This window comes from Henriciella marina (assembly GCF_027213945.1).
GTDB lineage: Bacteria > Pseudomonadota > Alphaproteobacteria > Caulobacterales > Hyphomonadaceae > Henriciella > Henriciella marina_A.
On record NZ_JAPWGW010000002.1, the window covers coordinates 288,058 to 313,472 of the forward strand.

The following is a 25,415-nucleotide window of genomic DNA, read 5'->3' on the forward strand; positions in this document are numbered from 1 at the left end:
ACTAGCGTCTCCTGCGGTCATGTTGCGGCGTGTGCCGCGTTGTCCATTCATAGTCGCTGTCAAGCAGCGTCACATCGAGCACTTCGACCGCCAGCTCCACTTCGCCATCGCCAGCAAAGTGAAGCCGCACAGTACCGCCCGGCGGGTCTTGATCTGGTTCAAACGCGATGGCGAGCAAAGAATAGACCATGTCCGGATCGGAACGCGTGACACCGCGCGTCTTCACAGACAGCACGCCGTCGAAAGCCAGCAGTGATCGCACGCGGGTTTTCGGCGCCCTCTTGCCCTTATTGGCCGCGTCTTCCCAGCGGAAGCGGTTCACCTCGAGCGCAAAGCGCCTCTGGCTGCGTTCGAACCGTATATTCTCCGCCTTAATGACGCAGTCCTGCACAGCGGCTGAAATGATTTTCAGGTCTTCGCTATCCTCAGCGAGCAGGCGCAGCGGTGTATTCGTTGCCATGGCGTGTTCAGCCCCTAGCCTTCATCTTCTTCGCTTGTCCGGCGGATATTCGCCCCGACAGCGCTCAGCTTCTCTTCCAGCCGCTCAAAACCCCGGTCGAGGTGGTAGATACGGCTGACGGTCGTCTCACCTTGGGCAGCAAGACCGGCAATGACAAGAGAGACAGAGGCGCGCAGATCGGTCGCCATGACAGGTGCGCCTCTCAGCTTCTCAACCCCGGTCACGATTGCCTCTGAGCCGCGCACAGCAATGTTGGCGCCTAGGCGTGACAGTTCGGGAGCATGCATGAACCGGTTCTCGAAGATGTTTTCTCGAATGACCGACGTGCCGCGCGCGACTGACATGAGCGCCATGAACTGCGCCTGCAGGTCTGTGGGAAAACCCGGATGCGGCGCGGTATCGACATTCACCGGTGTGAGTGGCTGGCCCGTCGTCTCGATTTCGATCGTGCCGGCGTCCTTGTCAGCCTCGACCTTTACGCCTGCATTGCGCAGCGCATGGTTGATCGCGCTCAGCGCCCCGACGGGTGCATTGGTCAGCGTGACATGCCCACCAGCCGCGGCGACAGCCATGGCATAGGTGCCCGCCTCGATACGGTCCGACATGACCTTGTGGCTCGTGCCGTGCAATTCGTCGACGCCCTGGATCGTAATAGTCGAAGAGCCAGCGCCCTCGATCTTCGCGCCCATGGAAATCAAGCAATCGGCAAGGTCTGCAATCTCCGGCTCACGCGCGGCATTCTCAAGCACCGTCTCACCCTTGGCGAGCGTCGCCGCCAGCATGGCATGTTCTGTCGCGCCAACGGAGACGAATGGGAAGACGATCTGCGCGCCTTTCAGGCCGTGTATCGCGGCAGCTTTCACATAGCCCTGCTCGACCAGAAGGTCGGCGCCCATCGCCTCGAAGGCCTGGAGGTGCAGATCGACGGGGCGCGCACCGATGGCACAGCCACCCGGCAAGGAGACGGTCGCATGCCCATAACGCGCCAGCATCGGCCCCAGCACGTTGAAGCTCGCCCGCATCTTGCGCACCTGCTCATACGGCGCGATCGTAGATGTCAGCTTTTCGGCATTCAGCCGGCACTCCGAATCGCCCTTCGGCCAGTAGACTTCCACGCCCAGTGTCTGCAGCAATTGCGACAGGAAGCGCGTGTCCGCCAGGTTCGGCATGTTTGTCAGCGTCACTGGCTCTGCCGTCAGCAGGCAGGCCGCCATCAGCTTCAGCGCGGAGTTCTTCGCGCCAGAAATCGGTATTTCGCCGGAAAGCGGTTGTCCGCCAATGATTTTAAGACTGTCCATGCGCTGGACTTATAGTGCGCTCGCAGGCCGGGGAAAGGCACGAATGTGCGGGTTTCGTGGTAATGGCACCGACCAGGTAATGCTGGACCGTCTACTGCAGTCTGAGTGGTAGCGCTTTTAGTCCACGAAGGCCGGTTCGCTTGGTCCAACGCAGATTGTCGGGTGCCGTGTCGAGCGCCAGTTCCTGAAAACGATCAAAAAGCACGCTGAGCGCCTCCAGCACCTCGGTGCGGGCGAGATGCAGCCCAAGGCACATATGCGGGCCGCCACCCCAGCCAAGATGCCGGTTCGGACGGCGCGCAAGATCAAGCTGCGTCGGGTTTCTAAACACGCGGGAATCAAGATTTCCCGCCGCCAGCAAGCCCATCACCCGCTCCCCTTCTTTCAGTGACTGGCCATGAAACTCCATGTCCCGGCGCGCATGACGCGGCTTGGTCATCTGCACTGGTGAGCAATATCGCAGGAGTTCATCGATCGCGACCAGGCGGGCCTCACGGCCCAGCCTGCGGAATTGGTATGCTGCGCCCGGCTGCATCAGCAGGGTGTAGGTCGCCGTCGAGAGGAGATGGGATGTCGTCTCATGACCCGCAACGAAAAGCACAAAAACCATGGCGAGAAGCTCGTCATCGCTCATCTGCCCGCCATCGCCTCCTGCATTGGCCAACTCTGACACCAGTCCGGGACGAGGATGTGAGCGAACGTTTTCAAACTCTCGCCGAAGGGCCGCCTGGGCTGGCTTCAGACGAAAAATTGCCCGCACCACATCAAAAGCCGATCCGCCGCCTGCTACGCCCTTCATCACGTCATGAAGCTTGCCGCGAGTTTCATCGGAGAAGCCAAGCAGGTCGAATATGACTTGCAAGGGAAGTTCGCGGCATAGTCCGGCGACAATATCATTCTCGCCATCGCGGATCATGTCGTCGACAAGCTGGTCGGCTGTTTCCCGTATCGAGGGCGCCAGCTGTTCAATCTGAATCCGCCGAAAAGGACCATCAACCATATGCCGGAGTTCCCGATGACGTGGGTCATCCAGTGCCAACAGGTTGTCAGACAACACCCTCAGTGATGCTGGCAGGAACTTCATCCCGAAGGGAGAGGCGTGCCCGGCATTGCGCGCGTCTACCGCGAAACGTCCGCCATCCTTGAGCATATCCTGGATCTCCGGATGCCCAAGGACCAGCTTGACCTTGCCGAAAAGAATTATCCTCGTTTCAGCAAAACAGCTCCGGTCGAGTGCGCGAACCAGCTGCTCATGCGGCGCGCGCATGAATGACGGGGCTGTGAGGTCCAGCATCAAACGTCTGGATCCTCCTCGTTCTCTTTCGAGGTCGGGGCATCCTTCGCCTTGCGCGCCGCCTGCTTGCGCCTCTTGAGATTGTCCCTCAGGGCCGCCTTGAGGCGCGCGTCACGCTCGGCTGTAGTTTCCTTTGCTGCCATTTCTTCAGCTCCATGTCTGAAACGGTCTTTTCTTCACTGCCAGCTTAAGCTAAGGCCACCGCTCGCAAGCATCAATTGCCGCGGTAGCTCAGTGGTAGAGCGCGTCATTGGTAATGACGAGGTCGACAGTTCAATTCTGTCTCGCGGCACCATCCTCCCCCATTCCATCAAATCTTGAAACACCCTGCCCCGACAGGTCGGGGCGGTAGGCCCTGTGCATGCGGTCCGGTTAATCCCGTATGCTGGAAGGTACCTCTTGCCTGCTTTCGCAGTCTAACAAAAAAGGCCGCACCATTCGGCGCGGCCTCTTCCTGTCTCATTTTGCGTGAGCCTTAGCCGAAGCAGTTGTCGCTCTTCAGCCAGTCATCAATCGCCTTCAGCGACTGACGGTGGTGGTCAGGCCACCAAGGCAGGCTGTGTGGCATGTCCTTGATCTCGACGAACTTGGCATTCACGCGGCCTTTGACTGCGTTGTAGAAGCCACGTCCTTCCTCGATCGGCACGCGCACGTCGCGGTCACCGTGGTAGACGAGGATCGGGATGTTCGCCTTTGCAGTGTTCTTGCTCGGATCCATCCCCGCAAGCGTATTGCCTTGCAAGGCTCGCTGGACGCGGTTGGAGCTCCAGAGGCGATTGAACAGCGAAAGGTTCGACACGCCAGCACCCGAGATCGCACACTGATATGGGCTGTTCTCGCGGACGGTCGCGGCGAAGGCTGCGAAGCCACCATAGGAGTAGCCGAAGATCGCCAGCTTGTCCGGGTCGGCAATACCCTGGTCCACCAGGTATTGCGCGCCGTCATCCTTGTCGTCCTGCATCGCCTGGCCCCACTCCTTATCGCCAGCGAACCACAGCTCACGGCCAAAGCCGGTCGAGCCGCGATACTGGGGCTGAAGCACGGCATAGCCGCGCGAGGTCAGGAAAGGCACCCAGCCGGAGGCGTCCCAGCCTGCATAATCGCGCGCCCAAGGGCCGCCATGTGGCAGGATGATCGTCGGGATGCGGCCATCGGTGTTCTTGTTGTAGCTGTCCGGCAAGGACAGAAGGCCCGGAATGCTGAGGCCATCGCGCGCCGGATAGTAGATCAGCTCGGTCGTGCCGATGTCTGATTCGTCGATCCATGGACGGCTATCGCCAATCATCACCACCTTGTTCTTGTTAAGCAGCATATAATATGCTGGCGGCTGGTCGGAAGCTTCGGTCGAAAACAGAACGCGATTGCCATCTTTGGCCCCGTCGATGATATCGACGATCTGGCCCGGGAATGCCTGTTCCAGACCCTCCTGGATCGAACGCAGCTCCGGATCGAGCCAGTAAGTCTCGACGGTTGCCGCCGCGTAGCGGAAGCCGAGCGGTTCGTTCCAGTTCTCCTTGTCAGTGCCAAGCACAACGCCCGTCGCCGAGAAGTCCGGATGGGCAAAGACCGGCTCATTGCTGAACTGGTCGGTCTTCGGATCGTAGAAATAGACCGCCGCCTTGTCCGAGAACTTGTCGGTGATCATGTAGTACTGGCCGGACGCCTCGTCATAGCCAGCCACATCCATCTGGTAGCGATTTGAAATGAGGTAATCGAGCGGCTCTTCGCGCTCCATCGCACCCGTTTCTTCGTTGAGCATGTAGGTTTCAACGCGCTGGTCGCCCCCACCCGCAGGCTCAAGGCCCTGTCGGACGAGGATACGGCCATTGCGCGGATCAGTGAAGCTGATCGCCTGACGGCCTGAGCCATTGTAGAGGAAGGTTTTCTCCTCTGTGCGCATATTCACGCGGTAATACTCGGTCTCGCCGCTGGCGATGTTGTTATAGGTGACGATCACATTGTCTTCTTCCAGCGGAAGCGTGTTCGAGATGCCGGTTGTATTGTTGATATCGCGGCATTGCTCCAGCTGCTTGTCGCGAAGCCGCTCGGTCCCGAGACCGGCAATGCCCTCGTCAAGATCGTCAAGCTCCTTGGACCCGACATAGAATTTCGTCACGAAGGTTTTCGTGGCGCCAAAGCCACCGCCTTCGGTACAGAAGGTCTGGCCCGTCCAGGCCTGACGGCCTACGACGAACACCTTGTCGCCCGGAAGCGCCTGGATTGCGGCAAACCGCATCTTGTTGTTCGGTGGCGTGATGCGCGTCGGCACCAGTGCCTTGGACGTGTCGATCGTATCTGGCAGCTCCCAGCTGGCCATCGACAAGGTCTCATTGTCGTCGCCCGGGGTCGCAATGAGACCGACCATATAGGTGCCATCATTCGACATCGACAGGCTGCTGATATTTGGCTCTTTGGCAAAGGACTCAATAGGGACCGGGTCCGCCTGAGCTCCGAATGCCAGCCCGACAAGGCCGGCTGCCGCAATAATTTGCCGCTTCATAGATGCTCCCTTCCATCACGCATGAGTTAGGACAGTTGCCGAATGTACGGCATTGGTCAACTTCGCCTTGCAGGCGCATAATTGTCCCTCCAAGCGCGAATTCGGGGCAAGACATGCCCGTTCCCGTTACCGAAATGTCACACAATCTTCCAACGTCCAAAATCCGTGCAACTAGGGTTTGCGGAATTGTAATGATGGGTGCATTCGTTTGACCATCCCGGCACTCAGGGCGGGACTCAGGGAATTTATTCCGATTTTTGAAGGGGTATCCATGTCGATTAAAAACGATCTGAGGTATCTTGCGCTTGGCTCAGTAGCCTACAGCGTTTTCGCCTTTACCGGCGTTGCATATGCGCAAGAAACCGAAACTGACGAACCGGTCATCACGACCGAAACTCAGGACAACGAAGACGAAGCAGAATCGCGTCAGGAACGCGTTGTTGTCACCGGCTCGCTTCTGCGCCGTGACGAGTACAGCTCTTCGTCTCCGATCCAGGTGATCACCGCTGAAACCGCAACGGCTGAAGGTCTCATCGACGCGACCGATATCATCCAGTCGCAGTCGGTTGCTTCCGGTTCAACCCAGATCAACGGTAACTTCGGTGGCTTCGTTGTCGAAGGCGGTACCGGCGTTAACACGATCTCGCTGCGTGGCCTCGGCGCCCAGCGTACGCTGGTTATCTTCAACGGCCGTCGTATTGGTCCATCCGGTGTTCAGGGCCAGGTTGGCGCGGTTGACCTCAACGTCATCCCGACTTCCGCTGTCCAGCGCGTTGAAATCCTGAAGGACGGCGCTTCGTCCATCTACGGTTCCGACGCTGTTGCCGGTGTGGTCAACGTCATCACCCGTCGTTCGATCGACGCGCCAGAGATCAATGTCTCTTTCAACGTTCCTTACGAGGGCGGTGGTGAGCAGTGGTCTGTCGACGGTGCCTACGGCTTCAACTTCGACCGTGGTAACGCAGTCATCTCCGCTTCCTACCAGAAGCTCGAGCAGCTTTCGTTCCGTGACCGCGACTACTTCGACTGCCCGCAAGAGTATGTCTACGACAAGAAGGGTGGCAACCGCGTCGACACGATCGACCCGAACACCGGCCGTCCGATCTGTCTTCTGTCCATCACGGACGCGATCGACATCAACGCAGGCCCACGTCTCATCTATGACGAAGCGATCGGCGATTTCCGCCCGTCCGCTTTCGAAGAGCGTGAGTACTACAACGAGAAGTATCGCGACACGGCTGTGATTCCGGAAACGGAACGTACCAGCATCTTTGCAACCGCCGACTACAACTTCGGCTGGGCAGAGTTCTTCGGCGACGCGCTCTACTCCAACCGTAAGACTGAGCAGGAATACTTCCGTCAGTTCTTCCCATGGTCCTCACCAGCTGACCCGCAGAACCCGTACGGCAACTTCGCCCGTCCGATCACGATCGCTCCGTTCAGCACCGGCGTAGACATTGACTACTACTCCGTAACCGCTGGTCTTCGCGGCGACTTCGGCAACATGCTTCAGGACTGGACGTGGGAAACCGCGGCTGTCTACTCGAAGTCCGAAGGCGACTATACCCGTGAAACCTTCCCGCTGAACCGCGTCGTTGACCCGGTCCGCGGCGGTGGTGCGACCAATGTTGGCACGCCTGGCAACTATCAGTGTTTCTACATTGAAGATCAGGACTTCGCGAACAACGGCCTGAACGGCACCTACGTGCCTTGCCCAGTCACCTATGATTACTTCAGCCGTGATTTCGTCGAAGGTAACATCGCACCAGACGTTCTGGACTTCCTTATCCAGGACGACAGCGGTTCGACCTCTTACGAGCAGCTGACGCTTTCCGGCATCGTGACGGGTTCGCTCTTCACGCTGCCAGCTGGTGATGTCGGCGTGGCTCTCGGTGTTGAGTATCGTGACTACGAGCTTGACGACCAGCCAGGCTTCTACTCGCGCAACAACATGCAGTGGGGTCTTTCCTCTGCTGGTGTGACCGCCGGTAGCGACAACGTCATCGAAGCTTTCGGCGAAGTCGAAATCCCGATCCTCGCCGGCATGGCATTCGCAGAAGAGCTTACGCTCAACCTGTCCGGCCGTGTTTTCGAGTATGACTCCTACGGCTCTGACTCGGTCTACAAGGCTGGTCTGAACTATCAGATCACCCCGTCGGTCCGCGTCCGCGGTACCTACGGCACGTCGTACCGTACCCCGGCCCTTTACGAGCTCTTCTTGGGCAACCAGACCTCGTTCCTCGGCCAGGCTTCGATCGACCCGTGTGACTTCTCCGATCCGGCTAACCCACCAGCCAACCCGAACATCCGTCAGAACTGTCTGACGCAGGTTCCGGCTGACTATGATCCGTTCGGCTCGTCCGCTCTGATCACCACGGGCGGCGGCGCAGGCATCCTCGATGCTGAAACCTCCGAAGCCATCACGGTCGGTGCGATCTACACGCCAACCTTCGCGAACCTGTCGGTCGCCGTCGACTACTTCGAAATCGAAGTGAACGACCAGATCGCTCAGCTCGGTGCCGGTTCGATTGTTTCGGGTTGCTATGCATCCGACTCGTTCCCGAACGACGCACTCTGCCAGCTGTTCAACCGCGACCTTGATCCTGCAAGCCCAACCTACCTGCAGATCACGGACGTCAACGACAGCTACGTGAACATCAACAGCCAGACCAACCGCGGTCTCGACCTCACCGCTCGCTACGAGCACGAGTTTGACCTCGGTGACCTTATCGTCGATCTCCAGGGTACCTGGACGTTCGAAGACAATGTCGAGCTGTTCGGTGGCATCGACTCCGACGTCGACGAGAACAACGGCACGATTGGTGATCCGGACTTCACGGCGAACAGCCGTATCCAGTTCGTCACCGGCGACGTGACCCTTAACTGGTTCACCGACTTCGTCAGCCGTACCTCGAACGACGAGATCTTCGGTGGTTCGCTGTTCCCATACCGTGACGGTCAGGTTCGCTACTACAAGCAGTACACCGAGCCTTACTTCCTGCACTCGGTGTCGGCTCAGTACCGTGCTGACGACTGGCGCGTGACCTTCGGTGTGACGAACGTGTTCGACGAAGCTCCACCGATCGTTTCGACCGGTGCTGCAACCCGCCGTGGCTCTGTTGCCCTGGTTGGTACGCAGTACGACTATCGCGGCCGCAGCGTGTTCGCTCGCCTGCAGAAGTCGTTCTAAGCCAAGCGGCTTGAAACAAAATCAAGGAAGGCGGGCCGTTCATCGGCCCGCCTTTTTTCTTGCCTGCTACTCACCTGATCCACGACGCGGCCCACGGTCACCAAACCACCACAGGGTTGCCGCCGTCGCCGCAAACGTTGCCGTTTCAATAATAGAGGCGCGCCCCGCCCCGTCAGCGCCGATCCAGATCAGCCCTGCGATCAGCCAGAGCAGCAGCGTCAGCGCCGGCCGGGTCACGCCGCGCACCGCATTCACCCATTTATAACTTTCGCCAATCGCCGCCTCGGCCGCCATCGACGCAGACAGCCCCTCCCACCGGCCACTCGCCTCCGCCAGCGCGATCTCGCCTTCAGTCTCTTCCGCCCGCGCATACCTTTGCAGCTCAAGCAGCTTTGTTTCATGCGCCCAGCGCTCTGTTTCATGCTGCAGGCGTTGGCGCGTCTCGAAATATCCGGCCACACGGCCAAGCGCCGTCCCGATCAGGCCAAACAGCCCGCCACCTGCCGCACTCGCGGCAAGCCCCGTTATTGGATCCATAGTTTCTCGCTTCCTGGATAGTACCAGCGCGCTGGCCGCGCCCGCCTGTCGATATGAAGGAAGCTTCGCGCAAGTCCGAGCCCGGTAAACCCGGCACCGTTGGCCGCATAGAGCAATCGGTCTCGGCGATGCCCCGCAATGCGAATATCCGCAGCGATCTGCTTGTGACGCGACAGCGGCGCGCCGCCCACCGACGCATTCCAACCGGCACACCTGTGTCCAGACGTCAGCACAAGCGGCCCACCCGCCCGGGCCCGCATATCCTCCAGCGCATCCAGAAAGCCCGCATCATGCCAGTACTGCCCGCCGCAAAAGCGACCGCCACATCGACACGAAAGCTCGCGCGTACTGAAATGCGGCCAGCGCCACTGCTCTGACAGCGCGCGGTTGGCGGCAGTGGGATTTGGATAAAGCAACCGGGATCTCCTCCTTCGACAGAAGCAAGGATCCCTTAAAACAGAACCCCGTCTGACCAATCAGTCAGACGGGGCTATTAGTGTCGTATTATCAATGGATTACAACCTGTTCCGCATGCGGAACAAAGGAATTTATCCCGCAGGCGCGAACGCCCGGCCCGTCGACAGGGCCGCAATGGCTTCGTTGTATTCACGCTCCAGCTTGTCGACGAACTTCGCCGTCGACATACGCTCCTCAATGGCGCCGATGCCCTGGCCGCAGCCCCAGATATCTTTCCAGGCTTTGGACTTCTGGTTGCCGCCCGAGCCAAAATTCATCTTGCTCGGATCGCTTTCCGGCAGATCATTCGGGTCGAGGCCAGCGGCCGAGATGGACGGGGCGAGATAGTTGCCGTGCACACCGGTGAACAGGTTCGAATAGATGATGTCCTTCGACGCGCTGTCGACGATCATGTCTTTGTAGCCGTCCGCTGCGCGCGCTTCATCGCAAGAGATAAAGGCCGAGCCGATATAGGCAAAGTCAGCGCCCATGGCCTGCGCCGCCGCGATCGATCCGCCATGCGCGATAGAGCCAGACAGCGCCAGCGGGCCGTCGAAGAACTGGCGGATCTCCTGGATCAGGGCAAACGGCGACAACGTACCCGCATGGCCACCAGCGCCCGAGCACACCGCGATCAGGCCGTCTGCGCCCTTCTCCAGCGCCTTGTGCGCGAAGACGGTGTTGATGACGTCATGCATGACGATGCCGCCATAAGACTGGATCGCGTCATTCACTTCGGTACGCGCGCCCAGCGACGTGATCACGAAAGGCACCTTGTACTTCACGCAAAGCTCAAGGTCCTCTTCAAGGCGGTTATTCGTCTTGTGGACGATCTGGTTCACCGCAAACGGCGCGGCCGGGCGGTCCGGATTCGCCTTGTTATAGGCGTCCAGCTCAGACGTGATCTGGTCGAGCCACTCATCGAGCTGGCTGATCGGGCGCGCATTCAGCGACGGGAAAGAGCCGACAACACCCGCCTTGCACTGGGCAATGACAAGCTCTGGGCCCGAAATGATGAAAAGCGGCGAACCGATGACCGGCAGGCGCAGATTGGAAAAAATGGATGGCACGGACATTGGACGCTTCCCTCTAAAGCAAATTCCTCACTGCCGCAGACCTAACTTCGCGCGCGCGCGCGACAAGACATGACGTTGGGAAAATCCTCTTTCATTCAGTTGCGCGCGTCCAGCCAGTCGAGGTCTTCCTGGAATCGCTCGCCCAGTATCCGCCCCACAGCGGGCTGTGCGGCCTGCCAACGCTCCCAGGTGTAAAGATCCTTGATCAGCGCGTTGTCGGTGCATGCGACCGAGACGGGGACCATCAGTTCCAGCCGCCTGTTCACGCGCGAGAAGTCCTGCCCGAAATAGGTCGTTTCAATTGTGTCAGGCGCGCCAACCCGGATGAGGCGATTATCCTGCAGGCGCTTGTCGAGCGGTATGATTTCGATGAAGTCAGCCTCGCGCGAATAGACATCGACAATGTGCGCTGTGTCACTCAATCGGCGTCGTTCCTCGTCGGCCTTGAGCGCCAACAGACGCGGGGACATTGTGAGTTCGCGCAGGGCGCTATCACGCACCGATATACCAAATGTGCCCATGGAAAGATTGATGGCGCGGTTCACTGCCGCCCGCGCCTGTTCGCTATCCTCACACGATTGCAGCGCATCGAGCCCAGCCCCCACAACCTCAAGGCCGATCATGACGTTATCGTTCTCGGTCTCCAGCGTCTCCAGATTGACGGCCAGCTCTGCGCGGTAACGTTCGAGCGCATCTTCATAGGCCGCCCTGTCAGCACGCGCGCTGTTCCAGTTGCCGAGCTGCACACCAATGAACACACCAAGGACGACAATGAAGAAGTCCAGCACCACGGCGAACCAGTTCTGCTCGCCGATATGCCGGCTCAACCGACGAAGTAACATGGTTTTAATTGCCCCCTCTCGCCCATACCTTCATCCTTGCGCAAAGCATCTCGAAAATCGAGCGTGAATACGGGGGAAGCGCCACATGGCCACCAATATGGAGAACAGGACTGTCGTCATCACCGGCGGGGCAACCGGAATCGGCTTCGCGCTAGCAAGGCAGTTCGGGGCGGACGGCGCGAGGATCATCCTGGCCGAACCGCGGGAGAATCGGCTTCAGGAAGCGTGCGAAGCGCTCAAAGAGACGGGCACCGAAGCCAACTATAAAGTCTGCGACGTCACCGACCTCACTCAGGTCGAGGCGCTGGCCGATTATGCCTGGCAAACCTATGGCGGCTGCGATGTCCTTCTGAATAATGCTGGCGTCGGGAGCCGCGAAAAGCGCCTCCCCGACGTACCTATGGACGACGCGCACCACATCATGAACGTTAATTTCTGGGGCGTCTGGCATGGCTGCCGGGTTTTCGGCGAGCGCATGAAAGATCAGGGCACGCCCGCCATGATCTACAATACAGGCTCTGAAAACTCCTTCTTCTGCGCCACGAATGCTGCCGCCTATATCGCGTCCAAACACGCCGTCCTCGGCCTGACAGAGACCTTCCGCGAACAGATGCCCGACTTCATCACCGTCGGCATGATCATACCCGGCTGGGTCTCGACCGAGCTGACGCCCGGCTTTGAAGACGTCGCCATGCATGCCGATGAGTTCGCCGGCATCATCTATCCGCAGATCCTCGAAGGCGAACGCTTCGTGGTCTCCCACGCCTACAACACGGTCCGCATCGATGAACGCATGGAGGCCCTCAAACACGCCTACGCCCGCTATGCGCCGCGCCATGAGGGCGACGAGGAATACGATGTCCGCCTCTACATCCAGCGCATCCGCGAGCGCGGGAGTATCTAGTCGAAGAAGACGGGCCAGAGCCGCTCAAAAAGGCTCATCCTGAGCGAAGTCGAAGGACGAGCCGAGCGGATAACCAATCCCGATAGCGTCCCGACTAACGCTCCAACGCCTTCGCCTGCTTCTGCTGTCGCGCCTGATGCTTCATGAAACTTGAGAACAGCCCCTTCCCCTTCGGCGGTTCACGCCCTTCGGCCATCGCCTCGATCGCGAGATAGTTCCACGCCTGCTGGCCGAGCGCATTGACCATCTTCACCATGCCGATGCCGCTATTTGGGCCGAGGAAGCCGGGGCCGAGGCGCTTGGTCTTGGCATGGTTCTCAAGCCGCTCGACCTCATCGGCGAGCATTTTAGCTGTCCCATGAGGGTCAGAGCAGAGGGGCGCACCGATGCCAATCATGTCGGCCATATCGCCAGAAACCGTCTCCTCCATCGCCACTTTTGAACGAAACCCGCCCGTCGCCATGACCGGCATCTTCGCGCGCTCGCGGACCATGGCGGCATAGTCGACGAAATAGGCCTCGCGCGCCTTGCTGCTGGCGCGCACCGCCTGCTCCTCCCGCGCCTGCATGCCCTCGATGCCGAGTAGCGCCGGTTGCTCATAATTGCCGCCCGAAATCTCAAGCAGGTCGATGGACTTCTCGTTCAGCCACTCGACCACCTGGATACAGTCCTCAAAGCTGAAGCCGCCTTGCTGGAAGTCTGCCGAGTTGAGCTTCACACCAACGCCAAAATCCGGCCCCACCGCTGCGCGCACCGCGTCCACCGTCTCCAGCAGGAAACGCGCCCTGTTCTCCAGCGAACCACCATACTCATCATTGCGAATGTTGGAGCGCGGCGAGAGAAACTGGCTGATCAGATAGCCATGCGCGCCATGCACCTGCACCCCGTCAAAGCCCGTCTCCCTGGCGACCTTGGCGGCATGCGCAAAGGCCGCAATCGTGCCGTGTATCTCCTGCACCGTCATCGGGCGCGGCTTGCCGAACTGGTTGCCGGGCAGCGCCAGCTGGATATCGGAGGCCGAAACGGGCGTCTTGTTGACGATGGTTGGCGTCTGACGCCCGGCATGACTGATCTGCATCCACACCGCCGCGCCCTGCGATTTCGCCGCCGCGCTCCACGCCCTCAGCGCCGCGATGTGTTCCGGCGGCTGATCGCCCACGATCGCGACATTGCCGGGGCTTTCGAGATGCATCCGGTCGACCTGCACATTGCCCGTCAGCAGCAGGCCACAGCCACTTCCGGCCCATGTCTCATAAAGCTTTGAATGACGCTCATCGGCCCGGTTCAGCGGCCCGGCCAGCTGCTCGGTCATCGCCGCCTTGCACAGCCTGTTCGGCAGGCGCGCGCCGCATGGCAGGTCCAGAGGCTGTTCTAGAATACTCGTCATGGCGTGCCCTCCCGTGGCTTGCGCGCAGCATGGCCTAGCCTGCGCGGGGCGTCCACGGCTTTTCCTTGCGCCCCGCGCCACTGGCGCCTATCTTCGCAACTCAAGAGGCCGAAAGGAAACTAAAGACATGGATCAAGCACGCACCTTATTCGCGCTGCCTGTTTGCCTGACCCGAGAGGTCCCTCATGTCTTCCTTCCTCACAATCGATTCGCTGTCGCTCGCCACGCCTGAAGGCGACACGCTTTTCGACAATCTGACCCTGTCACTCGGACGCGAGGCTGTCGGCCTTGTTGGACGCAATGGCTGTGGCAAGTCCACGCTCCTGAAAGCTGTCGCGGGCGATCTCACCCCTGCGCGCGGCCAGATCGGCGTGCACGGCCGCACCGCCATGCTCCAGCAGAGCTTTAATGAGGCGGACACGGTCGCAAGGGCGATCGGTATCGATGAAGGGCTGGCCCGCCTCGCCCGCATCACCGCCGGAAACGGCACGGCCGAAGACTTCGACACCGCGGACTGGACGCTGGAAGCACGCCTCGAAAAGGCGCTCGCCGACATGGGCCTGGCTGGGGTCGATACGGATCGCCTGATCGCGACCTTCTCCGGCGGTGAGCGCACACGGATAGGCCTTGCCCGCCTCCTGCTCGCAGAGCCTGACCTCATCCTCCTCGATGAGCCAACCAATAATCTCGATGCTGAAGGCCGCGCCAGCGTCATGTCACTCATCGAAACCTGGTCCGGCGGGCTGCTGATCGCCAGCCATGACCGTGCCTTGCTGGAGCGGATGGACCGGATCGTGGAGCTGACGCCCGTCGGCTGCACCGTCTTCGGCAGCGGCTGGACAGAGTTTGAAGCGGCCCGCGACGCCGCCCGCGCCCGCGCAAGGGCCGAAGCGACCAGCGCCGCAAACCGCCTGAAAGCGACCGAACGAAAGACGCAGCAAGCAAAGGAACGCCAGGACCGCTCCGATGCGCGTGGCCGGGCCGTGCGCGCCCGCGGCGACCAGCCAAAGCTCGTCCTCGATGCCCGCACCCAGCGCGCCGAAGCGACCAGTGGGCGCGGCAACATGCTCGCCAATCGCCAGCTTGGTGAGGCGCAGGCCGCCCTCAGTGACGCAGACGCCCAGCTTGAACGCATCACCCCGCTGACCATTGAGCTTCCCGCCTGCGACCTTCCCACTTCGCGTCAGCTGCTCAGCGTACAGGACGCCGAAATGCGCTTTGCTGAGCGCCAGCTTTTCGGCCCCCTATCGTTGGAGGTTCGCGGGCCACAGCGCTTTGCCATCAAGGGGCCGAACGGCTCCGGCAAATCGACGCTTCTCAAGCTCGTTACAGGAGAGCTCGCCCCAACCTCTGGCGTCATAAGTCTGCATACTGATCGTATCGCCCTGCTCGACCAGCACAGCTCATCGCTCGATCCTGCCAGCTCGCTCATAGAAAATATGAGACGCCTCGCCCCCGCCCTCAGCGAGAATGAAGCGCGCGCCCAGCTCGCCCGCTTCGCATTTCGCGCTGATGATGCCCTGCAGCTCGCCGGCAGGCTCTCAGGTGGTGAACGCCTGCGCGCCGCCCTCGCCGCCGCCTTCGCTGCGCCGCAGCCGCCCGAACTCCTCCTCCTGGACGAGCCGACCAACCATCTCGACATGGACGCCGTCAGCCTGCTGGAGGCCGCCCTCCAATCCTATGACGGCGCCATCCTCGCCATCAGCCACGATGAGCGATTTCTGGAAGCGATCAGGATTGAGCGGCAAGTTTTGCTTTCGCCTTCTGGTTCAACCCTCTAGCATGTGGTGGTGAGGACGGCTCTAGTAAGACGAAAGAAGAGACAGACCGGGCTGGATCCGCTCGCCTGGAGCATCTTTCTTACGCTGATCTCCTCGCTTCTCTTCAAGCGCATCGTGGATATCTGGGGCAAGGTCGCCATTCCCGATTGCCAGGAATTGCCAGTCGCCTTTATGGGGGCAACCGACCGCTTCGACGGGCCGATGGAGTGGCTTCTGGTCATCGGAGTCAGCGCCGCCGCGCTCCTTATCGTCCAAGCCTTTCATGCGCTTCTGTCTCGAACCGCGCATCGCACTTTCTGGCTTCTCTGGTTGGTAAACATGGCGGCAGCCGCCTTGCTCATCTGGTCGTTCCTGTTGAGCTGGGCCTACTTCAATCCCACCGCCCGGTCAGCTGCGCCCATCTTCCAGTTCACGCAGACTTTCGCGCCGCGCCTTCTTTACATGGAGCCCCTTCCACTTGATCCGCTGCCACCAAGCGACATTCAGGACTGGATCTGGCACGAAGAGCTGAACGCATGGGTCAATGAGCCCATCGGTCTGATGTGGCGAAAGGAAGTCGTCCGTACATGCGAACCTGTCGAACTACGGCGCGCCCAGCTCAAACTCATCTATGGCGAACACGATCCCGACGGCCAAGTCATTGATAATATTGGTGTCGAGCAAATGCGCGCTCCGGTCGAAGGCGACGTCCTCTACGATCTGGATGGCAATTATCTGGTGACCATTGGTTCGCCCTATCACAAGAACTCGGACATCACCCGAGCACGTGATGCCGGGTACGATTCCAAGAAGGCAGCGATGACGCCAGCCGAAGCGGAAAGTCGCTTTTACGATTACTGGTGGAGCTATCCGGTCTCTGACCCACTGGCCCCAACCACTGTTCCTCGTATTCAGAAAGAGCAGATCGATCAGATCGTCGCCGAAAGCTGGGGCGACGACCGACCTTCGTGGCGTGAAGACTGACCCGTTCGCTGAGCTACGATAAGTGGCTCGATCTCTGATATATCGGCAGCAGGCTCATTGCACAGAAGATCGTAGTTGACCTGCAGATTGATCCAGAACTCAACGCTCGTGCCGAACGCCTTCGAAAGCCGCGTCGCGGTGTCCACCGTCATGGAGGTCTCTTCTTTCACCAGCCGCTCTATCCGCGTGCGAGGCACATGAATATGCCGGGCCAGCCTGCCAGCACTCAGGCCCAGCTCGTCCAGAAACTCATGCTTGAGAATTTCACCGGGATGGACCGGCATTTGAAGCAAAGTCATCTCAGTCCTTTCTAAACTCGCCCGTTCAGGTCCGGGTCCAGCGTCAGTCCTTTATCAAGCTGCACACCGAAGGAGTTCAGCATCATCGAAACCTGCGTGTACTGACCAACCGTCATCACAAGGTCCATCTTCTGCTTGTCGGTAAGGTCCGACAGCCGCGCCCAGGTCGCATCTGTGATGAAGGCGTCTGACGTCAGCTCATCGGTCGCCTGCAGCATGGCGGCATCGATCGCGCTCCAGCCATCTGCGTCCGGCCCGGCCTTGATCCGCTCGACCTCTTCATCTGTGAGGCCCGCTTCCTTGCCAATGACAACATGTTGGGCCCACTCATAACCGGACTTCCAGTTAAACCCCGCCCGCAGGATGACGAGCTCCCGGTCGCGCGCAGACAGGTCATTACGTTTGGACAGGATATAGCCGCCCCAATGCATGAAGGCTTTGTACGCCTTTGGCGCGCGGGCGATCGTGCGGAACACGTTGAAGATGGCATTGCGGTCAAACCGCTCGCCCATCATCTCTTTCTGCTCGTCGCTCATTTCCTCATTGGACAGAGGCGCGATGCGCGGGGCTTTCAGTCTCATTGGGTTTTCCTCGCCTTTGATTTTTATGTTTGAGACCATCCATACTGCGCGCCAGCGCGATTTGCGACACCGTCCTGACCGCCGTGAAAGTTTGCCCTTTCAGGATCGGCTATGGCGAAGCACGTGTTCCAGCCCTAAATGCCAAGCGTGTAACCCGAACGAATTTGCGGAGCGGCCATGACCGACCTCTCAGTCAATCTCAATGCCGTTGCCTTCCTGCGCAATCGCCGCGGCCTGCCTTGGCCGAACGTAGTTGACCTTGGCCGCATCGCGCTTGAGGCAGGCGCCGCTGGCCTCACCGTTCACCCACGCCCCGATGAGCGCCATATCACTCGCGCTGACGTGCCGGACCTGATGAGCCTCATCACGAGTGAATTTCCGGACCGCGAGTTCAATATCGAAGGCTATCCGAACGAAGCTTTCATGGCGCTGGTCGAGAAGATCCGGCCACATCAGATCACGCTCGTGCCTGACGCGCCGTCGCAGCCAACTTCAGATCATGGCTGGGACTTCAAGACGAACGGCCACCAGCTCCGGTCCATTGTCAGCCGGCTGAAACAAACCGGCGCACGCCTCTCCCTCTTTGCTGATCCCGATCCGGATCCGCAGCAACTCGAAGCGGCTGTTAGCACCGGCACCGACCGGATCGAGCTTTATACCGGCCCCTATGGCGGCGCCGTCAATGACCCGGTCGCCGAAGCGGCAGAACTTGAAAGGCTGGGCCAGACCGCAGACGCGGCCCGCAAGCTCGGCCTCGGCCTCAATGCCGGCCACGACCTTACCGTCGACAACCTCCCGGCCCTCGTCGCCCGCATCCCGGACCTCGCCGAAGTCTCCATCGGCCACGGCCTCACTGCCGACGCCCTCGAATACGGCATGGCCGAAACCGTCCGCCGGTTCCGCCGCGCCTGCGGCCAGGTGGTCTAGACGTCAGGCGCCTATCCCAGACCTGGCGACAGACCGCCGACGCACCGATCTACGGGATGGCAGAGACAGTGAAGCGGTTTCGGGCGGCGTATGGGGAGGGCTGACGCCCGCGCCCCAACACCCACCTTGAGCCCCGCATGGTGAGCGAAGTCGAACCACAGGGGCGGGCTAGAGCAACACGACCGCTGTCGCGCCGCGCCTGGAATGCTTAAACGACAAAATGCGAACCAACCAGCCCCCAAGCAGGACGCTGAAGATAAGTCGATCCTCGGCGGAGAGGCGATCATTTGATCCAGTAAATCGATTGAAGGCAAAGAAGGCCCCGATAGGGGCCGGCCGGAACCCGTCTGACATTGTACGTTCAGAGGGTGCCAAAAGGAAGTGAGTTCAGGGCAGAAGGCGCCCAAATGGCGCACAAGATAATTTTTTTAATTACAAGGTGCTACACGCGAGTTCGCCCCACAGGGGAAACTCGCTCTATCTTGCCATACATTCTCATGGTGCTCCGAGAACATAGTTCCAACCTATGCCTCGAACTGTTCCGTCGTCGATAGTTAGGCATACTATTCCACGTCGCCATCCAGTGTCCGAGTAGTATTCTACAGTTCTACCTTGTTGAGCTTGATCACCACAGCGACCATTAGGTTGTTGATACTTGTATTCGAAGCCATCTCCAATCAACAACTTGTGCGCTTCGTTATCTGAGCTTTCAATCTGAATGCCCCATTTGGAACCCGAAGAGGTGAATCCTTTTCCGCTAGTTAATGCGGTCCGGTTTCGGTCTGGCAACAAAAGGTAAATCGCCGCAATGGAGAGCAGCAATACTATGGAAAAAAGCACCCAACGTTTCATTGGCGGTCTACCTCATCCAAGACGTGGTCAGTCTGGCCCCAGCCAGGCGTGCGTGCTCCCGGCGGCAACGATTGAGTGGCCGCGCTTCCGTCATTTTGGAGTGCGCGTGTCGCAGTCCCATACGCACCACAGTTGCTGTTGCATCCATTAGAAACGGTTCCGGGGTTGGTGACCGGGTAATAAGCAATGTTTCCGGGATTATCCGGAGTTCCCAGAGCTTGCGTTACAGCCTGTCCAGCGTCAATGACTGGCTGATCATCGGCATTGATTGGCGTTATAGAAACACCATCAGCACCGCCATTTGCCAGGCTCTGCCAAGCAGCCATGTCGTCAGCGTTTGTTGGTGTTTCTGTACCCTGAAGAGCTACTAGCGAACCGAAAGCGCCTTGGTCACCCGTGAATGGGTTAAATCCATGCTCTGGTCCGAACAAAAACTGGTGCTGGACTTCGCCACCAAGCTCATCAGCGACGACCACAAACATGTGATCTGAATCTGCAAAGTTTAAAGCCCTTGCAACAAGCCACGCTTCCTCCCCCGTGGGATCCACCATATTCACCGGATCCTTGCCGACATAGGCATAGAGGTTAAGCTGGTCCTGATAGCCGATCGGATCGGTCGACCGGAACCTTGCCGCAACCGGGTCGTGATACCGCTCCGACGGGAAGGGTGCGGTCCGGCGGCGGTCAAAGGATCATGCTCTGATACGTCTCATAAAAGCGACAGCGCGCGTCCAACTTCCGCCTCCCATTCAGCGCTATCCACCACTGCCCAGGGGTCGCACGGCAGCCAGGCCGGCGTCTTAGGCAGCTCACCTTTCGGCGGGCCTTTCAACCAGCGCGCCTGCCCGTCGCCGAGCAGTGTCGCGCCCAGCGCCCGAAGCCCGCGATAATAACCCGCAACATGCCTGAAGACGTCATCCACCTCCGCTTCAGGGCCCAGCGCCGTGCGAACCTTCTCAACAAAGACAAGCGCCGGCTCTAACGGGTCAGGCCGCTCCGGGTCTTTCGCCGCCCGCTTGGACAGCCGTGACAGCAGCGCTTCGAGCTTGCGCGCCTCAGCCTCATAGCCTGCCGCCTCGTCCTGTCGGCCAAGGTCAGATAGCGCCAGCGCCCAGCTTGCATGGCGCGCAGCCTGTTCTTCTGCGGTTTCCTGATCCAGATCGCATTTGCGAAACCCGAACTCACGCGCCCAGACCTTGGACGAGCTGAGACAGATGCCGAGCCGTTTCGCTAGCGCCTCATATGTGTCGCCGCGCCGCAGGCCGACCTCCAGCTTCAGCAGGGTCAGCATCCGGCCCGCTGGCAGGCGGCCAAAGTCAGGAAGGCGTTTTCTCATCGCCCGCCAACTATCGCCGTAGCCGCCCGCTGTCGGATGAAATTCTGCAATCGGCCGTCACTATTGGGCCTTCATCGCTGAAAGTGGTTGGCGGCGTCGTTCGCGGGCTCTGCGTGCACCGCCCGGAAACACCGCCAGTACACCGTCACTGCACCATGGATTTGCAGGGAAACGAGCGCTTCGTCCTACAGTGCGTCCTTCACACTTTCCGACCGTGCTGAAATTCAGCTTCCGGCAAGGCGAGAGCGCATCATGTCGAGCCATGCCGCCTGACGGTGGATGAGGCTGATCATGTCGTCAGGGTCGCCCTCTGCGATGAGCTGGTCCAGCCAGATTCGGGTGACCTTCGCCTGGCTGTCGATCCAGTCCAAGAGCCTGCCCTGCCCTCGGGCGGGCGAGGTGGCCCCGGACATGGGCGCAATCGAATGATGGTCGCGGTCGAGATGATACATTGGCAAACTCCCTATTTGCGATTCATTCTCATTTGCACATGATCCCCTCCAGGAGTCAAATGAGGGAAAATACATAGTCAGAGGCCCGCCACTGCAGTTATGCCGCGATGGAAACTCTTGACCTTCAAAGCGGCGCAAACCCTATACAGCAGTGCAGGTAATTGGGTACGACAGAGATATGGCAGACGGATTTCTGAAACTGAGCAGCGCTTTCGACGAAGCGAACGAGGCAGACTGGCTGGACGCGGTCTCCAAGGCCCTCAAAGGCGGCGGGGTCGAGAAGCTCCAGCGCCAGACAGATGACGGCCTGACGATCCATCCGCTCTATCGCGAAAGCGATTTCGCCAGCGCCTCAGATCCGCGCGGCGCACCCGGCGAAGCGCCCTTCCTTCGCGGCGCGCGCGCAGAGCCGGATGCCTTCCTGCCATGGGACATCCGCCAGGCCTTCTCCCATCCCGATCCGGAAGTGACCAATGCCGAGATCCTGAGAGACCTTGAGCGCGGTGTATCTTCCGTCGAACTCTCTATCGATTGCACGGGTACTGACGGGGTTGCCATCAAGGATGCCGCGACGCTTTCCACAGCCCTGAACGGCGTGCGCGCCGACATCGCGACCATCGCGCTCGACCATCGCGGACAGGGCTCGGGCACCTCGGTTGCCGGTCTTCTCGCGCTCTGGGGAGAGCAGCAAGGCGGCGCGGGCGATCTAAGATTCGCCTTCAATATTGACCCGGTCGGCCTCCTCCTGCGCACCGGCGAAGTCGCCGGCGGTATCGATGCCGCTTTCGTGCGCACAGCTGAGCTCTCGCGCCTGCTCTGCCTTCGCTACCCAAAAGCGACCACGCTTCGCGCGGATGCCCGGCCGGTCCATGAGGCGGGCGGCTCTGAAGCCCAGGAACTTGGCGCGCTGATGGCGCACGCCGTGGACACGATGCGCCGCCTCGCTGCGGCTGGCTATGATATCAACGCTTATCCATCGCAGACTGTCTTCACGCTGGCGGCCGGCGCCAATTACGGCCTTGAGATCGCGAAGCTTCGCGCCGCCCGCCGTCTCTGGGCCCGCATCCTCGAAGCCATGGACCTCGAGATTGAGCCGATGACGCTCCAATCGGTCAGCTCTGCCCGGATGCTGACGCGCTACGACCCGTGGGTGAACATGCTCCGCAACACAGCGGCCTGTTTCGCAGGCGCTGTCGGCGGGGCCGATATCGTCACCGTGCGCGCCTTCAACGAAGCGCTCGGCGTACCGGAAGAGCTTGGCCGCCGCACGGCCCGCAACACGCAGATCATCGCCATGGAAGAGTCAGGCCTTGGAAAGATCGCCGACCCGGCTGGCGGTGCCTGGTTTGAGGAAACGCTTGCCGATGAGCTGGCAGAAGCGGCCTGGTCCGTCTTCCAGCAGATCGAGGCCGAAGGCGGTCTCGTGCAGAGCCTTGTCGATGGCAAGCTGCAGGCCCGCATCGCTGAAACGCGCGACGCCCGCTTTGCCGCTATCGCGAAACGCAAGCAGCCACTGACCGGTGTCAGCGAATTCCCGCTCCTCGACGGTGAGGCCGCACCGGTCGCCGAAATCAAGTTCGAAAGCCACGCGACCAGCGTTTCTGGCGAAGGCCTTCACAGCTTCCTGAAAGACCTGCCGGACAAGTCTGGCGCAGCGACGCAAGCCGAGCCGCTCGCGCCAATCCGCCTCGCCCGTGATTTCGAGACGCTGCGTGACCGCGCCTCCGCCCATGCAGACCGCAAGGGTAAGCCGCCAGCCATCTTCATCGCCACGCTGGGCCCGCTCGCCGAGCACAATGCCCGCGCCGACTTTGCCCGCAACCTCTTCGCCGCTGGCGGTGTGGTGGGCATCGACGCCGACAAGACGCCAGAAACGCCAGAGGTTCTGGCCGATGCATTCAAGGCGTCTGGCTGCCGGATCGCCGTCATCTGCGGCGCCGACAAACGCTATGAGGACGAAGCCGAGGCCGCCGCAAAAGCGCTCAAGGATGCAGGCGCGAGCCGCGTCTTCCTCGCTGGCAAGTTCGAAGCGCCCGGCATCGACAACAACATCTTCATGGGCTGCGACGCGGTAGACATGCTGCAGCTTGCCCAAGCCGAACTGGGAGTCGCGATATGACAACCTTCCCCGATTTCACCAAGATCGACCTTGCCACGCCTGACGCCAAAGCGCCGTCGAAGCCGCACGCGCGCACGCTGGAAACGCCGGAAGGTATCGACCTCGCCAAGGCCTACAGCGCCGCCGACACCAAGGGGCTCGACTTCCTTGATGACTATCCAGGTCTCGCGCCGTTTGGCCGGGGCCCCTACCCGACCATGTACACCCAGCGGCCCTGGACGGTTCGCCAATATGCCGGTTTCTCGACGGCGGAGGACTCCAACGCTTTCTATCGACGCAACCTCGCAGCCGGTCAGAAAGGCCTGTCTGTCGCCTTCGACCTCGCGACCCACCGCGGCTATGATTCCGATCATGTCCGCGTTTCGGGCGATGTCGGCATGGCCGGTGTGGCGATCGACAGCATATACGACATGCGCACGCTCTTTTCGGGCATTCCGCTCGACCAGATGTCGGTGTCGATGACGATGAATGGCGCAGTCCTGCCGATCCTCGCGCTCTATATCGCGGCCGCTCAGGAACAGGGCGTCAGCCCGGACAAGCTCGCCGGGACGATCCAGAACGACATCCTGAAAGAGTTCATGGTGCGGAACACCTATATCTATCCGCCCAAGCCATCGATGCGAATTATTTCGGACATTTTCGCCTACACGTCTGAAAACATGCCGAAATATAACTCCATCTCGATCTCCGGCTATCATATGCAGGAAGCCGGCGCGACGGCAGACCTCGAGCTTGCCTACACGCTGGCAGACGGCATCGAGTATATCCGGGCCGGGGTCGATGCAGGCCTCGACGTGGACAAGTTTGCGCCGCGCCTCTCCTTCTTCTGGGCCATCGGCATGAACACCTTCATGGAAGTCGCCAAGATGCGCGCCGCGCGTCTGCTCTGGGCAAAGCTGGTGAAGGAAAATTTCAATCCGAAGAACCCGAAATCGCTGAGCCTGCGCACACACAGCCAGACTTCTGGCTGGTCGCTGACGGCGCAGGACGTCTACAACAATGTGATCCGCACCTGCCTTGAAGGTATCGCAGCCGTAGGCGGACAGACCCAGTCACTGCACACCAACAGCTTCGATGAAGCACTTGCGCTGCCGACCGATTTCTCGGCGCGCATCTCGCGCAACACGCAGCTCTTCCTGCAGCAGGAAGGCGGCGCCTGCCAGACGATCGACCCATGGGGCGGCTCATATTATGTGGAGCGCCTGACCCATGACCTCGCCGCCAAGGCACTGGAGCATATCAAGGAAGTCGAGAAACTCGGCGGTATGCGCAAGGCCATCGAAGAAGGCGTGCCAAAGCTTCGGATCGAGGAAGCGGCCGCCAATACGCAGGCGCGCATCGATAGCGGCAAGCAGACTGTGGTCGGCGTCAACAAGTTCCAGCTCGACACGGACGAAGACGTTCCGGTGCTGAAAGTCGATAACGCCACGGTTCGCCGCATGCAGCTCGACAAGCTGAAACGCCTCAAGGCTGACCGTAACCAGGCAGAAGTCGATGCCAAACTGGACGCCATCGCGCTCGCCGCTGAGAATGGCAAAGGCAACCTCCTCGCCCTCGCGGTCGACGCGGCCGCCGCCAAGGCAACCGTCGGCGAAATCTCCGAAGCGGTCGAACGCAGCCAGGGCCGTCACCAGGCCGTGATCCGGTCGATCAAAGGCGTTTATGGCGGCTCCATCGGCAAGGATGAAAAAGCTGAGGAAGCCCGCCAGCTGGCCGAGGTGTTTGCTTCAAAGAATGGCCGCAAGCCACGGATATATATCGCAAAAATGGGTCAGGACGGCCATGACCGCGGCCAGAAGGTGGTCGCATCAGGCCTTATGGATCTTGGCTGGGATGTCGAGATCGGCCCCCTCTTCCAGACACCGGAAGAAGCCGCCCGTGACGCCCGCGCCGCCAACGTCGACATCGTTGCCGCCTCCTCGCTCGCCGCCGGTCACCTGACGCTCATTCCAGAGCTTCGCCGCGCCCTCGGCAATGAAGGCGCCGTCAGCACACAGATCATCGCAGGCGGCGTAATCCCGCCCGGTGACTATGATGCGCTGAAGGCGGCTGGCGCGTCGGCCATCTTCCCGCCGGGTACGGTGATCGCGGATGCCGCGCGAGCCATGCTGGAGTCGCTGGAAGACAATCCGGCGCCCGCTGCGGCCGAATAGGTTGAAAT

22 protein-coding genes, 1 tRNA gene and 1 pseudogene are annotated in these 25,415 nt (G+C 60.4%); 8 read left to right on the forward strand and 16 right to left on the reverse strand.

All coding sequences use genetic code 11. The features are described 5' to 3' along the window. Position 1: 1 nt before the first annotated feature. The 4 genes from O4G74_RS07775 to O4G74_RS07790 all read right to left on the reverse strand — a co-directional run bounded on the left by O4G74_RS07775 (position 2) and on the right by O4G74_RS07790 (position 3,195). Positions 2-460 (reverse strand): DUF2948 family protein, encoded by a 459-nt coding sequence (locus tag O4G74_RS07775; protein WP_269402068.1) that lies wholly within the window; start codon positions 458-460, stop codon positions 2-4. Positions 461-474: 14 nt separating this feature from the next. Further along, positions 475-1,758: a UDP-N-acetylglucosamine 1-carboxyvinyltransferase gene (murA, locus tag O4G74_RS07780; RefSeq protein WP_269402069.1), complete on the reverse strand. Its 1,284-nt coding sequence runs from the start codon at positions 1,756-1,758 to the stop codon at positions 475-477. A gap of 91 nt (positions 1,759-1,849) precedes the next feature. Continuing rightward, positions 1,850-3,052 carry a cytochrome P450 gene (locus tag O4G74_RS07785; RefSeq protein WP_269402070.1) on the reverse strand — a complete coding sequence of 401 codons (1,203 nt, stop codon included), beginning with the start codon at positions 3,050-3,052 and terminating at the stop codon, positions 1,850-1,852. Then, on the reverse strand, positions 3,052-3,195 hold the full coding sequence (locus O4G74_RS07790; RefSeq protein ID WP_269402071.1) for a hypothetical protein: 144 nt from the start codon (positions 3,193-3,195) through the stop codon (positions 3,052-3,054). The genes O4G74_RS07785 and O4G74_RS07790 overlap by 1 nt, the downstream gene beginning before the upstream one ends. 77 nt (positions 3,196-3,272) lie before the next feature. Between O4G74_RS07790 and O4G74_RS07795 the strand changes: the two genes are divergently transcribed. After that, positions 3,273-3,347, forward strand: a tRNA-Thr gene (locus O4G74_RS07795). Positions 3,348-3,527: 180 nt separating this feature from the next. On the opposite strand, the gene O4G74_RS07800 is transcribed toward O4G74_RS07795, so the two are convergent. Then, on the reverse strand, positions 3,528-5,552 hold the full coding sequence (locus O4G74_RS07800) for an alpha/beta hydrolase family protein (protein WP_269402072.1): 2,025 nt from the start codon (positions 5,550-5,552) through the stop codon (positions 3,528-3,530). Positions 5,553-5,823: 271 nt separating this feature from the next. On the opposite strand from O4G74_RS07800, the gene O4G74_RS07805 reads away from it, so the two are divergent. Continuing rightward, positions 5,824-8,742, forward strand: a complete 2,919-nt coding sequence (locus O4G74_RS07805; RefSeq protein WP_269402073.1) for a TonB-dependent receptor plug domain-containing protein — start codon at positions 5,824-5,826, stop codon at positions 8,740-8,742. A 66-nt stretch (positions 8,743-8,808) separates the two neighbouring features. On the opposite strand, the gene O4G74_RS07810 is transcribed toward O4G74_RS07805, so the two are convergent. From O4G74_RS07810 to O4G74_RS07825, 4 genes are all read right to left on the reverse strand, one after another. Further along, entirely contained in the window at positions 8,809-9,279 is a 471-nt protein-coding gene (locus O4G74_RS07810; RefSeq protein WP_269402074.1) for a hypothetical protein, read from the reverse strand. Beyond that, positions 9,267-9,755 (reverse strand): D-Ala-D-Ala carboxypeptidase family metallohydrolase, encoded by a 489-nt coding sequence (locus tag O4G74_RS16435; protein WP_419715371.1) that lies wholly within the window; start codon positions 9,753-9,755, stop codon positions 9,267-9,269. Before O4G74_RS16435 ends, O4G74_RS07810 begins: the two co-directional genes overlap by 13 nt. Positions 9,756-9,827: 72 nt before the next feature. Beyond that, positions 9,828-10,811 (reverse strand): NAD(P)H-dependent flavin oxidoreductase, encoded by a 984-nt coding sequence (locus tag O4G74_RS07820; protein ID WP_269402076.1) that lies wholly within the window; start codon positions 10,809-10,811, stop codon positions 9,828-9,830. Between the two features lie 95 nt (positions 10,812-10,906). Next, a complete protein-coding gene (locus O4G74_RS07825) occupies positions 10,907-11,653 on the reverse strand; it encodes a hypothetical protein (RefSeq protein ID WP_269402077.1) in 747 nt (248 codons plus the stop codon). A gap of 85 nt (positions 11,654-11,738) precedes the next feature. Here O4G74_RS07825 and O4G74_RS07830 point away from each other — a divergent pair, with 85 nt between their 5' ends. Next, complete coding sequence (locus O4G74_RS07830) at positions 11,739-12,557, forward strand: SDR family NAD(P)-dependent oxidoreductase (protein WP_269402078.1); 819 nt, start codon at positions 11,739-11,741, stop codon at positions 12,555-12,557. A 94-nt stretch (positions 12,558-12,651) separates the two neighbouring features. Here the strand turns inward: O4G74_RS07830 and O4G74_RS07835 are convergent, their stop codons facing one another. Then, positions 12,652-13,944, reverse strand: a complete 1,293-nt coding sequence (locus O4G74_RS07835) for an NADH:flavin oxidoreductase/NADH oxidase family protein (RefSeq protein ID WP_269402079.1) — start codon at positions 13,942-13,944, stop codon at positions 12,652-12,654. A 185-nt stretch (positions 13,945-14,129) separates the two neighbouring features. On the opposite strand from O4G74_RS07835, the gene O4G74_RS07840 reads away from it, so the two are divergent. Together O4G74_RS07840 and O4G74_RS07845 are read left to right on the forward strand one after the other, a co-directional pair. Further along, positions 14,130-15,725 (forward strand): ABC-F family ATP-binding cassette domain-containing protein, encoded by a 1,596-nt coding sequence (locus tag O4G74_RS07840; protein WP_269402080.1) that lies wholly within the window; start codon positions 14,130-14,132, stop codon positions 15,723-15,725. Between the two features lie 9 nt (positions 15,726-15,734). Next, positions 15,735-16,688 (forward strand): hypothetical protein, encoded by a 954-nt coding sequence (locus O4G74_RS07845; RefSeq protein ID WP_269402081.1) that lies wholly within the window; start codon positions 15,735-15,737, stop codon positions 16,686-16,688. Here O4G74_RS07845 and O4G74_RS07850 read toward each other — a convergent pair. Further along, positions 16,634-16,987, reverse strand: a complete 354-nt coding sequence (locus O4G74_RS07850) for a HigA family addiction module antitoxin (protein WP_269402082.1) — start codon at positions 16,985-16,987, stop codon at positions 16,634-16,636. The two genes, O4G74_RS07845 and O4G74_RS07850, sit on opposite strands and share 55 nt — an antisense overlap. An 11-nt stretch (positions 16,988-16,998) precedes the next feature. Then, entirely contained in the window at positions 16,999-17,568 is a 570-nt protein-coding gene (locus tag O4G74_RS07855) for a carboxymuconolactone decarboxylase family protein (RefSeq protein WP_269402083.1), read from the reverse strand. 177 nt (positions 17,569-17,745) lie between these two features. Between O4G74_RS07855 and O4G74_RS07860 the strand changes: the two genes are divergently transcribed. Then, positions 17,746-18,495 carry a pyridoxine 5'-phosphate synthase gene (locus tag O4G74_RS07860; RefSeq protein WP_269402084.1) on the forward strand — a complete coding sequence of 250 codons (750 nt, stop codon included), beginning with the start codon at positions 17,746-17,748 and terminating at the stop codon, positions 18,493-18,495. Positions 18,496-18,990: 495 nt separating this feature from the next. On the opposite strand, the gene O4G74_RS07865 is transcribed toward O4G74_RS07860, so the two are convergent. The 4 genes and pseudogenes from O4G74_RS07865 to O4G74_RS07880 all read right to left on the reverse strand — a co-directional run bounded on the left by O4G74_RS07865 (position 18,991) and on the right by O4G74_RS07880 (position 21,135). Then, a complete protein-coding gene (locus O4G74_RS07865) occupies positions 18,991-19,347 on the reverse strand; it encodes a hypothetical protein (protein ID WP_269402085.1) in 357 nt (118 codons plus the stop codon). Continuing rightward, a pseudogene (locus tag O4G74_RS07870) lies at positions 19,344-19,991 on the reverse strand (RHS repeat-associated core domain-containing protein); the annotation flags it as partial. The pseudogene O4G74_RS07870 and the gene O4G74_RS07865, both read right to left, overlap by 4 nt. 65 nt (positions 19,992-20,056) lie before the next feature. Then, positions 20,057-20,683 carry a hypothetical protein gene (locus O4G74_RS07875; protein ID WP_269402086.1) on the reverse strand — a complete coding sequence of 209 codons (627 nt, stop codon included), beginning with the start codon at positions 20,681-20,683 and terminating at the stop codon, positions 20,057-20,059. 224 nt (positions 20,684-20,907) lie between these two features. Beyond that, positions 20,908-21,135, reverse strand: a complete 228-nt coding sequence (locus tag O4G74_RS07880) for a hypothetical protein (protein ID WP_269402087.1) — start codon at positions 21,133-21,135, stop codon at positions 20,908-20,910. 178 nt (positions 21,136-21,313) lie between these two features. Here O4G74_RS07880 and O4G74_RS07885 point away from each other — a divergent pair, with 178 nt between their 5' ends. Both O4G74_RS07885 and scpA read left to right on the forward strand, forming a co-directional pair. Continuing rightward, positions 21,314-23,254 carry a methylmalonyl-CoA mutase family protein gene (locus tag O4G74_RS07885; RefSeq protein ID WP_269402088.1) on the forward strand — a complete coding sequence of 647 codons (1,941 nt, stop codon included), beginning with the start codon at positions 21,314-21,316 and terminating at the stop codon, positions 23,252-23,254. Beyond that, positions 23,251-25,407 carry a methylmalonyl-CoA mutase gene (scpA, locus tag O4G74_RS07890; protein ID WP_269402089.1) on the forward strand — a complete coding sequence of 719 codons (2,157 nt, stop codon included), beginning with the start codon at positions 23,251-23,253 and terminating at the stop codon, positions 25,405-25,407. Before O4G74_RS07885 ends, scpA begins: the two co-directional genes overlap by 4 nt. The last annotated feature ends 8 nt before the right edge of the window (positions 25,408-25,415 follow it).

Excerpts from the sequence above, each read along its gene's own strand:
- O4G74_RS07775 (WP_269402068.1), bottom strand. The coding sequence starts at position 460 with ATGGCAACGAATACACCGCTGCGCCTGCTCGCTGAGGATAGCGAAGAC.
- murA (WP_269402069.1), bottom strand. The coding sequence starts at position 1,758 with ATGGACAGTCTTAAAATCATTGGCGGACAACCGCTTTCCGGCGAAATA.
- O4G74_RS07785 (WP_269402070.1), bottom strand. The coding sequence starts at position 3,052 with ATGCTGGACCTCACAGCCCCGTCATTCATGCGCGCGCCGCATGAGCAG.
- O4G74_RS07790 (WP_269402071.1), bottom strand. The coding sequence starts at position 3,195 with ATGGCAGCAAAGGAAACTACAGCCGAGCGTGACGCGCGCCTCAAGGCG.
- O4G74_RS07800 (WP_269402072.1), bottom strand. The coding sequence starts at position 5,552 with ATGAAGCGGCAAATTATTGCGGCAGCCGGCCTTGTCGGGCTGGCATTC.
- O4G74_RS07805 (WP_269402073.1), top strand. The coding sequence starts at position 5,824 with ATGTCGATTAAAAACGATCTGAGGTATCTTGCGCTTGGCTCAGTAGCC.
- O4G74_RS07810 (WP_269402074.1), bottom strand. The coding sequence starts at position 9,279 with ATGGATCCAATAACGGGGCTTGCCGCGAGTGCGGCAGGTGGCGGGCTG.
- O4G74_RS07820 (WP_269402076.1), bottom strand. The coding sequence starts at position 10,811 with ATGTCCGTGCCATCCATTTTTTCCAATCTGCGCCTGCCGGTCATCGGT.
- O4G74_RS07825 (WP_269402077.1), bottom strand. The coding sequence starts at position 11,653 with ATGTTACTTCGTCGGTTGAGCCGGCATATCGGCGAGCAGAACTGGTTC.
- O4G74_RS07830 (WP_269402078.1), top strand. The coding sequence starts at position 11,739 with ATGGCCACCAATATGGAGAACAGGACTGTCGTCATCACCGGCGGGGCA.
- O4G74_RS07835 (WP_269402079.1), bottom strand. The coding sequence starts at position 13,944 with ATGACGAGTATTCTAGAACAGCCTCTGGACCTGCCATGCGGCGCGCGC.
- O4G74_RS07840 (WP_269402080.1), top strand. The coding sequence starts at position 14,130 with ATGTCTTCCTTCCTCACAATCGATTCGCTGTCGCTCGCCACGCCTGAA.
- O4G74_RS07850 (WP_269402082.1), bottom strand. The coding sequence starts at position 16,987 with ATGACTTTGCTTCAAATGCCGGTCCATCCCGGTGAAATTCTCAAGCAT.
- O4G74_RS07855 (WP_269402083.1), bottom strand. The coding sequence starts at position 17,568 with ATGAGACTGAAAGCCCCGCGCATCGCGCCTCTGTCCAATGAGGAAATG.
- O4G74_RS07860 (WP_269402084.1), top strand. The coding sequence starts at position 17,746 with ATGACCGACCTCTCAGTCAATCTCAATGCCGTTGCCTTCCTGCGCAAT.
- O4G74_RS07865 (WP_269402085.1), bottom strand. The coding sequence starts at position 19,347 with ATGAAACGTTGGGTGCTTTTTTCCATAGTATTGCTGCTCTCCATTGCG.
- O4G74_RS07875 (WP_269402086.1), bottom strand. The coding sequence starts at position 20,683 with ATGAGAAAACGCCTTCCTGACTTTGGCCGCCTGCCAGCGGGCCGGATG.
- O4G74_RS07880 (WP_269402087.1), bottom strand. The coding sequence starts at position 21,135 with ATGTATCATCTCGACCGCGACCATCATTCGATTGCGCCCATGTCCGGG.
- O4G74_RS07885 (WP_269402088.1), top strand. The coding sequence starts at position 21,314 with ATGGCAGACGGATTTCTGAAACTGAGCAGCGCTTTCGACGAAGCGAAC.
- scpA (WP_269402089.1), top strand. The coding sequence starts at position 23,251 with ATGACAACCTTCCCCGATTTCACCAAGATCGACCTTGCCACGCCTGAC.